This window comes from Solibacillus sp. FSL W7-1324, assembly GCF_038008025.1.
GTDB lineage: Bacteria > Bacillota > Bacilli > Bacillales_A > Planococcaceae > Solibacillus.
The window spans coordinates 1,333,640-1,346,628 of record NZ_JBBOYH010000001.1 but is presented as its reverse complement, the minus strand read 5'-3'; the positions used below and the strand labels follow the sequence as shown (position 1 = coordinate 1,346,628).

Annotated in this window: 12 protein-coding genes; 2 read left to right on the top strand and 10 right to left on the bottom strand. The window is 41.3% G+C overall.

Annotation, left to right across the window (positions count from 1 at the left end):
* Positions 1 to 93: 93 nt before the first annotated feature.
* From MKY71_RS06495 to MKY71_RS06480, 4 genes are all read right to left on the bottom strand, one after another.
* Positions 94 to 1,359: a ribonuclease H-like domain-containing protein gene (locus MKY71_RS06495; protein ID WP_340731929.1), complete on the bottom strand. Its 1,266-nt coding sequence runs from the start codon at positions 1,357 to 1,359 to the stop codon at positions 94 to 96.
* Positions 1,360 to 1,363: 4 nt separating this feature from the next.
* Positions 1,364 to 3,640, bottom strand: a complete 2,277-nt coding sequence (locus MKY71_RS06490) for a DEAD/DEAH box helicase (protein WP_339175915.1) — start codon at positions 3,638 to 3,640, stop codon at positions 1,364 to 1,366.
* On the bottom strand, positions 3,633 to 3,998 hold the full coding sequence (locus MKY71_RS06485) for a YppE family protein (protein WP_340731928.1): 366 nt from the start codon (positions 3,996 to 3,998) through the stop codon (positions 3,633 to 3,635). The genes MKY71_RS06490 and MKY71_RS06485 overlap by 8 nt, the downstream gene beginning before the upstream one ends.
* Before the next feature lie 99 nt (positions 3,999 to 4,097).
* Complete coding sequence (locus MKY71_RS06480; RefSeq protein ID WP_339175912.1) at positions 4,098 to 4,328, bottom strand: molecular chaperone; 231 nt, start codon at positions 4,326 to 4,328, stop codon at positions 4,098 to 4,100.
* Between the two features lie 182 nt (positions 4,329 to 4,510).
* On the opposite strand from MKY71_RS06480, the gene recU reads away from it, so the two are divergent.
* The gene (gene recU / locus MKY71_RS06475; RefSeq protein WP_340731927.1) at positions 4,511 to 5,194 is read left to right on the top strand and encodes a Holliday junction resolvase RecU; all 684 of its coding nucleotides are present in this window, start codon (positions 4,511 to 4,513) and stop codon (positions 5,192 to 5,194) included.
* Positions 5,181 to 7,850, top strand: a complete 2,670-nt coding sequence (locus MKY71_RS06470) for a PBP1A family penicillin-binding protein (protein ID WP_340731926.1) — start codon at positions 5,181 to 5,183, stop codon at positions 7,848 to 7,850. Before recU ends, MKY71_RS06470 begins: the two co-directional genes overlap by 14 nt.
* A 66-nt stretch (positions 7,851 to 7,916) precedes the next feature.
* Here the strand turns inward: MKY71_RS06470 and MKY71_RS06465 are convergent, their stop codons facing one another.
* The 6 genes from MKY71_RS06465 to MKY71_RS06440 form a co-directional block, all read right to left on the bottom strand.
* Positions 7,917 to 8,267, bottom strand: a complete 351-nt coding sequence (locus MKY71_RS06465; protein ID WP_339175909.1) for a YpoC family protein — start codon at positions 8,265 to 8,267, stop codon at positions 7,917 to 7,919.
* The gene (nth, locus tag MKY71_RS06460; protein ID WP_339175908.1) at positions 8,264 to 8,923 is read right to left on the bottom strand and encodes an endonuclease III; all 660 of its coding nucleotides are present in this window, start codon (positions 8,921 to 8,923) and stop codon (positions 8,264 to 8,266) included. Before nth ends, MKY71_RS06465 begins: the two co-directional genes overlap by 4 nt.
* An 18-nt stretch (positions 8,924 to 8,941) precedes the next feature.
* On the bottom strand, positions 8,942 to 9,673 hold the full coding sequence (locus tag MKY71_RS06455; RefSeq protein ID WP_340731925.1) for a DnaD domain-containing protein: 732 nt from the start codon (positions 9,671 to 9,673) through the stop codon (positions 8,942 to 8,944).
* A gap of 279 nt (positions 9,674 to 9,952) precedes the next feature.
* A complete protein-coding gene (asnS, locus tag MKY71_RS06450; protein WP_079525914.1) occupies positions 9,953 to 11,248 on the bottom strand; it encodes an asparagine--tRNA ligase in 1,296 nt (431 codons plus the stop codon).
* Positions 11,249 to 11,286: 38 nt separating this feature from the next.
* On the bottom strand, positions 11,287 to 12,480 hold the full coding sequence (locus MKY71_RS06445) for a pyridoxal phosphate-dependent aminotransferase (RefSeq protein ID WP_340731924.1): 1,194 nt from the start codon (positions 12,478 to 12,480) through the stop codon (positions 11,287 to 11,289).
* A gap of 13 nt (positions 12,481 to 12,493) precedes the next feature.
* On the bottom strand, positions 12,494 to 12,976 hold the full coding sequence (locus MKY71_RS06440) for a cell wall elongation regulator TseB-like domain-containing protein (protein WP_339198641.1): 483 nt from the start codon (positions 12,974 to 12,976) through the stop codon (positions 12,494 to 12,496).
* Positions 12,977 to 12,989 lie beyond the last annotated feature (13 nt).

Genomic DNA, 12,989 nt, shown 5'->3' with positions numbered 1-12,989 from the left:
CCTCGTCCTTCCATCACGCTACTTCTTTGGTTTATTATAGCATAGGTCTGACAAATGGGACGACTACATATCTTCTAGTTGTCGAAAAATTTTTCATTTTTTGTCGAAAAAATTCTTATTTCTTTTAATCTCTAAACGGCTTAGTCTTTTCTGCCAATTTTTCCGCTGATTTTGAAGATGGCTTTCTTTTTGAAACGGTATTACAGGAAGTAAATTATTTCCTATTTCCGTATAAATATATGCCTGCTCATAGTCTTTTACTTTATGTTCATATAACATGGCAAGTTGTTCATATGCCTGCAGCTGTTTTCTGACAGGGATGGCTGGAAGAGCGGTCTGGAATGATTGAATCGCTAAATCCGTTTCACCAATCCGCTTTAATTCATACGCTAAATAGAAATGGGCATAGCCGGTATCTTTTGCTTCGAAATGTGTTGTAACTGCCTGCAATATTTCCGTACTTGTTTGCCGTTTCTTCAAGTCGCCGAACCATTTTCCGATATTCGTATACGTTGTTGCCGACTCCGTTGATATATCATCAAACAATAAGTTCGTCGAGTGAATATACAACGTAATTAAGGACAGTAAATCCCATTCATTGTGAAGCAGTACTTTCATCAGCGTTTCCGCATTCCCGCTCTTAACAGCATCAAAATAAATAATCGGTGCTAAATGACCCGGTATATCCCCAATTCGGTCAAAGCCAAGCTTATCCTGCTCTACTTGCGTAAGCTTCATACGAGATAGATCATCTTTCCAAAGTCGTTTCGTACTATGCAGCAAGTCAATTTGCCGCAGTGACTTCAGCGGCGGCAAAAATTGCTGGTTCAACGTCCAGCGTACTTGGAGCTGCGGCCAGTCGAAACTTTTTCCGTTATAGGAAACAATCGTTACATTCCGCTGCCATAGTTTCGATTCGAAAAGAAGTGCCGCTTCATTCGAAGGGTCCGCCAATACATACTGTGTGAGCGTAAAACCTTCATCATCCGCTTCCAAAAAGCCGAGAAGGAAAATATGCGTACCTGCGCCTTTTAAACCGGTTGTTTCTGTATCAAAAAACACAATTGTTTCATCACCGCTAATGGCAAACGGATGATCTTCGGCTTGCAACTCCCAGCGCATTAAGGAAGGAAACAATTCCCCAAGCTTGTAGTCACCATGCTTATAATCAAATGGATAATGCACTTCCCTTTTAAAAAGCATGCCGAATTCATTTTCCACCAGTTCAAGCCCTGCCTGTTGCCATTGTTCACTGTAAAATGGCGGTTCCGGTTTAATGAACTTTGGTTTTTCTTTTTTCTGCTCCGTTTTTTTGCCTAGCAGTTTTTTCATTTGCAATAGCTTATTTTCATACGACATGTTCTCACATCATTTCGTTAATTAAAATATTCAATACTTTCATCACTTGTTTTTTATTTTCTCCTAAACTATCCTGCGCACCGATGCATGAAGGACACCCTTGCTGACATGGACAGTTTTCTACATGCTGTGCCGTTCTTTCAAGCAGTGACAGTAAAACATCATACACACGTTCACTTAAACCGATACCACCTGGGTAACTGTCATAAATAAACAATGTCGGTTTTTCATTATGAACCGCTTTTACTTGCGGGACAACGGAAACATCGGAACGGTCACAGTGGATGAATAACGGGATAAAACTTCCCATTGCATAGGCTGCCCCTGTCAGTGCGTCGGTCAGTTGCTCTTCCGTCCAGTTATTCGGTAACTCAAAGCTCATCCATGTGGCATTTGTATGCATCTCCATTGGAGGAATTGAAATCGGACCAGAACCGATATTGTCATGTGTATTAAAACGGATTTTCTTAAAGATGGTCGGAATCGCTAAAATGCTTACATCGCCGTAGCTTACTGTCGAATTTTTAAATGGTGCCGATTTATCTTCACTTAACACTTTCAGCTCGACCGCCAAATTCGCATCTGTAAAGTAGTCGACATCCACTTCCCGGACGAAAGCCTTTTTCTCTTCCCAATCCAATTTTTCGACCTGAAACTGTATCCCTTGGTGTAAATAGATCGCTTCTTCATGCAAAAGAGTCATTGCACTGTAAGTATCCATTTCGCCGATCACTTTCGTATTTGCAGGAGTTGAAATATCAATAATGACAACATTTTCCTGTGCTGCAGAGCGCAGTGAAATTTCATGTGCCGGGAATCTGTCGCTCATCCAGTGCCATTTCGTGCTCGTTCGGACAAGTACACCCTCTTCTTCTAAATACGCTAACAGTTCCTGAACTTCATATTCCCCATACGTATCTTCCATCGAAAATGGCAGTTCAAATGCCGCACACTTCAAATGCTCCATTAAAATTAACAGATTTTCAGGATTAATACGCGCTTCTTCTGGTGAACTTCCTAATAGATAACTAGGATTTTGGACAACATATTGATCCAATGCCGTCGATTGCGCAACATATACAATGAGTGCTTCATCCTGACGTCTTCCTGCCCTGCCCGCCTGCTGCCACGCACTCGCGATATTCCCCGGGTATCCGGTCATTATACATGCCTGCAATTGGCCGATATCGACACCCAATTCAAGTGCATTCGTACTGACGACCATCTGTATCGATCCTGTCCGTAAACCTTTTTCAATCTCCCGCCGTTCACTCGGCAAATAACCGCCGCGATACCCTTGTATCGATTCGTCCATAATTTTTTTTGCTGTTAACGACTTTAAATACGTCACAAGCATTTCCACACGGACTCTTGATTTCGCGAAAATAATCGTCTGAATACCCGCTTCAAACAAGCGCTTCGAAATATCGCGCACTTCAAGCACTGCACTTCGTCTTACACCAAATGTCGGGTGGACGATCGGCGGATTGTAAAATATAAATGTTTTCTTCCCAACAGGCGCACCTGATTGCTCGATCAATTCATGCTTACTGTTTGTCAGGCTTTCCGCCAGTTCTTTAGGGTTTTTGATTGTGGCACTCGTACAAATAAAAATCGGATTGCTTCCATAAAATTCACAAATCCGCTGAAGTCTTCTTATAACATGTGCGACATGCGAACCGAACACACCTTTATACGTATGTAACTCATCAATGACAATGTACTTCAAGTTTTCAAAAAGGGATACCCATTTCGTATGATGCGGTAAAATGCCTGAATGCAGCATATCGGGATTGGTCATGACGATATGGCCGGCTTTCCGGATTTTTTGGCGGATGCCCGGTGCGGTATCTCCATCATATGTGTAACTTAAAATATCCTCATCCATCAGTTCAATCAACTCATTAAGATCTGATTTCTGGTCCTGTGCAAGCGCCTTTGTAGGAAACAAATAAATAGCTCGACTTGAGCGGTCTTCTAAAATTTGCTGTAATACCGGCAGATGGTAGCAATACGATTTTCCCGAAGCTGTCGGTGTAATCGCAGTAAAATGTTTTTGCTGTTGTGCATAGTCGAACGCCTGGCGCTGATGGATATAAAGCTGCTCAATGCCGCGCCCGTGCAATGCTTTAATGATCGATGGATGTAAATTAGACGGGAAATCTGCGTACTGTGCCTGCTTTTCATCAATCGTATGCATAGCGACAATATTCTGTTTCATTTCCTCATCGTATTGCCACTCGTCGACAAGCTGTGAAATGGTTCTTTTCTTGCTAAGCATCGCCTTCACCTTCCTCAATCTTTGTTGCGAGTAGCTTCAATGTGTACTGGGCAGATTGAATCGACTGAATAAACCGTTTTTTGCTCGTACCTTTAAAGAAAGACTGTACAACAAATTGTTCCATCGCATCGGCTGCGTGGTCAATTTGCTGTACGTATAAATTTTTTGGGTGCTGGCTTTTTATCCAATTTGTCGCATGCTGCTGCCATTCGTGAATACGTGTGTGGACGTCATCGACATGCGGCTTGACCTCATGGAAAAAATCGGGCTCCCTGTCTAAACGTCGCATTTCCTGAAAACGGTGTAAACACGCATCACATTCTTCTATTAATTTGTATGTTTCATCTATTAATTGCATAAAGTGCACCTCGAGTAATTTCATCTGTTTTAACCATGCAGCGCAAATTACCGTATTTCACTGCAAAAGTTACTTTTTATTGATCTTTGCCCATTCAGGCTAAAGTATATTTGTTCTTAAGTGTATCAAATTCTCCTCGTTTGCACTACTTATATGCGAACAGGCATTCTTTACTTGACTCTTTGTTTCTGCTAAGCTAACTTTTTGATAAACAGTGAGTAGATTGGTTAAATGCTCCACTTTCATTCTTAATTGCTCGCGTTCCATTTGCAGTGATAATAATGTTTGTGCCATTTCAACTTGTTCGATTAAGCGTGATAATTTCGACATATAATGCCCCCTTTTCCACAATGATTCTTTCTTTTTTTACGGAATCCTTGTCATGTGGCAAAAATAGTGTCCATTCGCTAAAAGAAGTTATATTTTGCATAGCTTTTACAAAATTATTAACGGGTACATTGTTTGTGATACACTATTAACGTATTATTTCTTCCAGGAAAGAAGGTGATTCCATGGTGATTCGTTATCCAAACGGTAAACTCTATGAAAATGCGCCACAGATTGAGAAAAATAAAGAATCTGCCAAATCTCAACCAAGTGCTAAAGAAAAAAATAAAAGAGCCGTCAATTACAGTAACCGTGGAAAAAGCTTAGAAGATGACCTAAATGAAACAAATATGTTTTATTTACACAGGAATATGGCAAATATACACAAGAAACCTGTTCCTATACAAATCGTCAAAGTAGATTATCCGGCTAGAAGTGCTGCTGTCATTAAAGAGGCTTATTTCCGCACACCTTCAACGACGGATTATAATGGCGTATGGAATGGATACTACATTGATTTTGAAGCAAAAGAAACGGATAGTAAAACATCCTTTCCATTAAAAAACATTCACCCCCATCAAATGGATCATATGCACTCGGTGACAAATCAACGAGGCGTTGCGTTTTTCATTGTACGATTCAGCATGCTAAACCGGAATTTTGTTATTTCTTATGATATTGTGGCAAAATGGTTTTCAGCAATGGATGAAGGGGGAAGAAAATCTATACCAATCGCCGTATTCGAGCAGGATGCCTTCGAAATTTCCGAAGGTTATTTACCGAGGCTCGACTATTTGCAAGCGGTAAAAAAGTTAATCGCAAACAACAATGTTTGTGAAAGTGAGGAGAAACAACGTGACGGAGAATAGAAAAACACGCGAACAGATTAAGCGCGAACGTCAACAACAAAACAAAAAATCCAGAAAACCGAAAACTTCTGCTGGGAAATGGATTAAGCGCATTGTTTTAGCAATCGTTTTAATTGGGGTAATTGGTTTCTTAAGTGGTGCTGCATTATTTGGCTACTATGTGAGCAAAGCACCGGAACTGGATGAGGATGCATTAAAGGATCCGATTTCATCGGAATTTTATGATATAAATGGCGAACTTTTTGCAACAATTGGTGCAGAAAAACGAAATTATGTTAAATATGAAGATATTCCACAGCAGATGATTGATGCGATTATTGCAACAGAAGATGCACGATTTTTCGATCACTTCGGTGTAGACTTATGGCGTCTTGGCGGTGCCGTACTTGCCAACTTCCGTGATGGATTTGGTGCACAGGGTGCGAGTACCATTACTCAGCAAGTTGTAAAGAACTCATTCTTTACCAATGAGAAAAAGCTGGAGCGTAAAGCACAGGAAGCTTGGCTCGCAATCAAGCTGGAACGTGAATATAGTAAAGAAGAAATTTTCGAAATGTACTTTAATAAAATCCTAATGTCAGGTAGAATTCATGGCTTTGGTACAGCAGCGAAAGAATTTTACGGAAAAGAATTAAGTGAACTGTCATTGGCTGAATATGCTCAATTAGCAGGGATGCCGCAAAGTCCAAACAATTATAACCCGTACAAAAAGCCGGACCGTGCTAAAAAACGTCGTAATATCGTTTTAGGTTTAATGGTTCAGCACGGGAAAATTAGCGAAGCGGAAGCGGAAAAAGCGAAAAAGGAACCTATTACTGGCGGGCTCATTCCTGAAGAAGAGCGTGTAGCTAACAGTACAACGAAATACCCGGCCTTTTTGGATGTCGTTTTAGCAGAACTTGAAAAAAATGGTGACAGCGAACTGACTTCCGAAGGGATCAAAGTTTATACAACGCTAGATCCAAAAGCGCAGACGACTGTAGAAAATTTAATGAACAATGACAGCAACTTCCCTACCGAAGAGATCCAAGCCGGTGTTGCAGTCATCGATACACCAACAGGTGAAATTCGTGCAATTGGCGGCGGACGTAATTATACAGGTGAATTTAACTATAACTTTGCCTACGATATGACAACACGCCAGCCTGGTTCAACTTTAAAACCTTTAATTGATTACGGGCCAGCAATTGAATATTTAAAATGGTCGACTGGTCAGACTACGGTCGATGAAAAGATTACGTATTCCGGTTCTGATCAAGTAATCGGTAACTGGGACGGCCGCTATTTAGGCGCGATGACAGTGCGTGAAGCGCTTTATACATCACGAAATATCCCGGCGGTGAAAACGTTCCGCGAAGTCGGTCCTGAACGTGCGAAAGAGTTTTTAGGCAACTTAGGGATTAAATCAAGCGGATTGACAGAATCGGAAGCACTTGGTGGAGGACGCGTCAATATTTCTCCTGTCCAAATGGCCGCTTCCTATGCAGCATTCGGCAACAACGGTACTTATAATAGTCCGCATGCCATTACGAAAATTGTTTTCCGTGATGGAAAAACGTCAAAATCATTTAAACCGGAATCCAAAAAAGCGATGAGTGATTATACTGCTTATATGGTAACGGATATTTTACGTGATACAGTTAGTAATAAACGTAATGCATCTGCGCCGCGTGCAGCAGTAGCAGGCGTTGATATCGCAGGTAAAACCGGTACAACTAACTATGGATCAGATGAATTTGAAAAGTTCAATTTAAAGAGTGGCTCAGTACCGGATACATGGTTTGCCGGTTATACTACAAACTACTCGATCGCGATTTGGGGTGGTTATTCACAGCGTAAAGATGCCATTACAACTTGGGAAGAGCGCTGGTTGCCACAACAATTGTTCAAATCGATCATGACGGATTTGAATCAGTATAACCCGTCGTCATCATTTAAACAGCCAAGCAGTGTCGTATCGGCTTCAATTGTCGTTGGATCAAATCCATTAAAGCTGGCGAATGAATATACACCATCTACACAAAAAGCGACAGAACTATTTGTTAAAGGAACGGAGCCAACTGAGTATACAGAGGAATTTGTTCCTCAAAATTTAGATGCACCTACCGGTTTACAGGCATCATTTAATGATGCAGCACAACTTGCAGATATTTCCTGGTCTCATTCTTCACTTACCGGTTCTGGTGAAGATACAGATCCTGTCACATTTGAAGTTTCAATGAAAGTAGATGGCGGTCCGGCAACAGTCATTTCGACGACAAGCGCAACCGCTATTCAAGTACCGAACATTGAACGAGGGAAAGAATATACATTTACAGTTACAGCCATTTCGGGTGATTTACGAAGTGATCCGGCTAGCGTTGGACTATACGTAGACGGAAATACAACACCAGAGCCTGAAGATCCAAATGACTCCATTGAAGATCCGAATGATGCAGAACAACCGGAACAACCGGGTAACGGGAATAACAATGGGAATAACGGAAACGGCAATAACGGAAATGGTAACAACGGCAATGGCAATAACGGGAACGGCAATGGCAGTGGTAATACCGAAGAGCCAGATGAGCCAGACCCTGAGCCATCACAACCAAACCAGCCAAGCCCACCGACTTCTGGTGGTGAAACAAGACCGGAAGACTCGGAAGACGATTAAACTAAAAAACATCAATTTTTCTCTTAGAGGGAAAAATTGATGTTTTTTCTTTATGAAAAGCCGTATTTATTTTTTTATTCTCAGTCGTGCACAGCGCTTTTTCGTTTCTTTATAAAGTTCGTCCAATTGACGATAGCATGCATATTGTCCGGGACGTGCTTTTATAAACTGCAGACGCTCCATTCCGTTAATTGGCATGAGCTCGTACTCACTTTGCACAGAAAACGGTGTCTCAGTCATAGAACCACTCACAATAAACTGCTCAAAATGTTCGATTCCTTCCACCATGAATTGCTGGGCTGATCCATCACGTCGTTCATGGGCTGCATGAATCGTTTCACGCAAAGTTTCCCATTCACCGTACCAAGCGTCCACCACTTCTTTTGAAATTGCCTCTTGTTGAACTGAAATCATCATATTTTTACCAAACCTTTTTTCAAACGTTTTTGCCCTTCCCGACAGTCATCCAATAACGGACATGACCCGCAGCCGGGATTTTGAGCTTTACAATGATAACGACCAAAGAAAATAATTTGATGATGCGCCCGGCTCCATCGTTCTATCGGCGTCTTTTTCATGATCGTTTCTTCTACTTCCAGCACACTGTCTTTCCACCGACAAAGTCCTAATCGTTTCGAGACACGCTCTACATGCGTATCGACAGCCATCGCAGGAACATCAAAGGCAACCGACAAGACAACATTGGCTGTTTTACGGCCGACACCTGGCAATGTGACAAGTTCTTCACGTGATGCCGGAACCTCCCCGCCATATTCATTTATAAGACGGGCACATAATAATTGAATATTTTTCGCTTTGTTTCGGTAAAGGCCAATTGAACGAATATCACTTTGGAGTTCCTCAAGCGAAACATTTAAATAATCCTGAGGTGTTTTATATTTTTGAAATAATTCTTTCGTCACTTTATTGACGAGGACATCCGTACATTGCGCAGATAATAATGTCGCAATCGTCAACTCAAACGGATTGTCATGCACTAATTCACAATGTGCATCCGGAAACATCCGATCCATCTCATCTAAAAAGTGATTCCATTTTGCTTTTGTTAACATAAAAGTTTTGGTGTCCTCCTATTCTCGCTCCTCTAACCAATTATAGAAAGAAACTTTCTCCGTTTTCTGCACTGCTTCTTGCTGATGTACCGGTTGAACCGGGGCAGCGGTCATTGTATTTTTACGGTATTGCTCACTATGTTTTTCAATTTGTGCAAGTGTTTTTATGTTGCGCTTCTTCCACTCAATCAAAATACGGTCAATGTAGCGTAAGTTTACTTTATCAGCAAGTACCGCTTCTTTTAAGGCGGCTTTTATAATTTCAGGACTATGCTGATCCAAATCCATCCACATGCCGATTGTTTCAATTTCCATTGGGGATAGCAGGCGTCCCAGCTCTTGTTCAAATAGCTGGAAAATTTTCGCCTCATCCAATTTGTTGGCAGTTGAAACCTGCTGTTGTGCTTTTGATTGCAGCAGATCGAGCAGTCTTTCCCATAGAGGATAAATTGAATATTTCTCGGCAAGGCGGCCAGAATCATCAGTGCTTTGAGAAATTTCGACAAACCCTTTTTGCATTAGGCGTTGTATGATTTGAGAAATAGCGGTCAATTGGAAATTTGTCCGCTGCATTAAATCAGTTGGTGTCGGAAAGTCGATTCCTTCCTGTTCGAACGTTAATAAATGTAGAATGATCAATGCTTCGTCATCTTGTATGTTCAATTCGCTATAATGTTTAAAGAATAATTGTGGAATAGTAATTTGTAATTGCTCCGTCCAAACGCGGATTCGATTAAAATTTTTAGACATCGTTGAATCCCCCTTTGTGCGCTCGTAACGACAAAACGCCCGGCAAAATTCCGGACGTTTTCTCGTTGTATAGATTAAGTTCTTCACCAAAGTATAACGTTGATTTCCATTCCGGGCCGGACGCTTTCCAGGGGCACGAGGCCAACACGATGTTGGTTACAAAAACGTTGCCATAGGACGTGGCGTTTTTAGCTTTTGTTCCTAGTCTCAGGCAACGTGCTTGGCCCCTAGGAGTCGCTTCCCCTTCATTCCAATCAACGTTTGATGGATGACCATTAATTATGGATATAAACGGTTTAATAAACGTGGGAATGGGATGGACTCACGGATATGTTCTGTTCCGGAAATCCATGCAACTGTACGCTCTAACCCTAAGCCGAAGCCTGAGTGAGGTACTGCACCTTGTTTACAAAGATCTAAATACCATGCATATGCATCCATTGATAAGTTATGTTGTTCTAAACGTGATTTCATTAGCTCATAATCATAAATACGTTCAGAACCACCGATAATCTCACCATATCCTTCAGGAGCGATTAAGTCTGCACATAAAACGACATCATCGCGCTCTGGGTGTGGCTGCATGTAGAACGGTTTAATACCGATCGGGTAGCATGTGATAAATACCGGTTTGTCGAAATGGTTGGCAATTGCTGTTTCGTGTGGTGCACCGAAATCATCGCCCCACTGAATATCATCAAAGCCTTGCTCATGTAAAAACTCGATTGCTTCATCGTAAGAAATACGCGGGAATGGTGCTTTCACGTTTTCAAGTTTTGAAGTATCACGGCCTAGACGCTCTAAATCAAGCTTACAGTTTTTCAGAACAGATTGTACGATATGTGATACGTATTGTTCTTGTACTTCCAAGCTCTCATCATGCTCAACGAATGCCATTTCAGGCTCGATCATCCAGAATTCGATTAAGTGACGACGTGTTTTAGATTTTTCTGCTCGGAATGTAGGACCGAACGAGAATACTTTTCCTAATGCCATTGCAGCAGCTTCCATGTAAAGCTGACCTGATTGAGACAGGAATGCGTCTTCATCGAAATATTTTGTGTGGAACAGCTCTGACGTACCTTCAGGTGAAGAACCTGTTAAGATTGGCGGATCCATTTTTGTAAAGCCATTCTCATTGAAGAATTCATATGTTGCACGAATGATTTCGTTACGTACTTTCATGATTGCATGTTGTTTACGAGAACGTAACCATAAGTGGCGGTTGTCCATTAAAAATTCTGTACCATGCTCTTTTGGTGTAATTGGATAATCTTTCGCAGGACTGATTACTTCGATACCTGTAACATTTAATTCAGCTCCGAAAGAAGAACGCTCGTCCGCTTTCACTTCACCAATAACATACATTGAAGTTTCCTGTGTCATGCCTTTAGCTACTGCGAAAAGTTCTTCGCCTACTTCTGCTTTTACAACTACGCCTTGTGCGAAGCCTGAGCCATCACGTAATTGAAGGAAAGCTAATTTACCGCTAGAACGTTTGTTAGCCAACCACGTACCAATTTTTACTGTTTCGCCAATATGATTTGGCATATCTTTAATCATAATTTTTTTCATAAAGTCCAAGTCCTCCAAAGCTTATGTTGCAAGGACGCTTAATCTTGCCATTTTGATTTAACAAAGGCATCGATTCGGCGAACTGCTTCTTCTAATAATTCTAAAGATGTCGCATACGATAAACGTATTGTCGCTGGTGCACCAAATCCTGAACCTGGAATGACCGCAACATTTGCTTCTGTTAATAGTGCCGATACAAAATCATCCACTGAAGTGTAGCCTGTTTTCTCGGCTGTTTCCGAAACATCCGGTAATAAGTAGAAAGCACCTTGTGGCTTTAATACTTTCACACCAGGAATTGCTGCAAGTTTCGGGAAGATCGCTTCTAAACGTGATTCAAACGCTTGTCTCATCTTTTCTACTGCAGCCTGCGAGCCGTTATATGCTTCGATCGTTGCATATTGTGCTGTTGTTGTTGCATTTGAAGTAGAGTGAGATGCTAAATCCGTCATCGCTTTAATGATTGTCGCGTCACCAGCTGCATAGCCAATGCGCCAACCTGTCATAGAGTGAGATTTTGCAACACCGTTCACAACAATTGTACGTGCTTTCACTGCGTCTGAAACTTCCGCAATTGAATAATGCTCTATACCATTGTAAACAAGCTTTTCATAAATTTCATCTGAAACGATTAAAATATCCTTTTCTTCTGCAACTTGTGCAAGCTCAGCCAATTCTTCCTTTGAATAAATCATACCAGAAGGATTCGACGGCGAGTTGATAATTACCGCTTTTGTTTTCTCAGTAACGGCATTACGTAATTGCTGCGCTGTAATTTTAAAGTTCTGTTCCTGTGTTCCTTCCACATAGACAGGAACACCGCCAGCAAGCTTCACTTGCTCAGGATAAGATACCCAGTATGGAATTGGGATAATTACTTCATCGCCCTCATTTAAAATAACTTGGAACAATGTATACAGAACGTGCTTTGCTCCGACACCAACGATTATCTCATTTGCTTTGTATGTAAGATTATTGTCACGAGCCAATTTATCAATGATCGCTTTCTTTAAAGCAGGTAACCCTCCAGCAGGTGTATATTTTGTCAGACCAGCATCCATCGATTGTTTTGCTGCATTTAAAATATTTTCCGGCGTATTAAAGTCCGGCTCCCCTGCACCTAAACCAATAACATCAATACCTTGCTCCTTTAACTCTTTCGCTTTAGCTGTGATTGCCAAAGTTGAAGATGGTGTTAAAGTCTTTACACGATTTGCCAACAATTGTTTCATGTTGCTCTCTCCTCTACAAATTCAATATGCGTTTCCACCATTGCCCGTCTTCAAATAGAAGATAGACATAATTCAAGCTGCCGGATTCACTTTTATAGGTAATTTCCCATACTGGACCCGGCTCCTCGAATCCTAACTTCATATGAAGAATCTCTTTCGCAGCAGTATCTTCCTGAAAAACAGACAACGCCTGATCTTCGGTGATGCCATCTGCTAAAAATACTTCCTGCATTGAATTCTCATCTAAACTCATCGGGACGAAGACTGCTTTTTCCTTCCCATACTCATCCACTCCGAAAACAGTGACATATGGCTTATTCCCATTGTAAACATAGGAATCATCAACAACAGCAAGTGCTTTCGTTTCCAGCGCAAAACTTTCCGCCTTTTGTTCTATTTCACTAAACGGTGCATTGGCCTTCCAAAATACAAACACTGAAATAACAAGCGACAAAGATAAAATAAAGACAACCGAAAAGATAATCCAGTTTTTCATAACTGCACCTTAC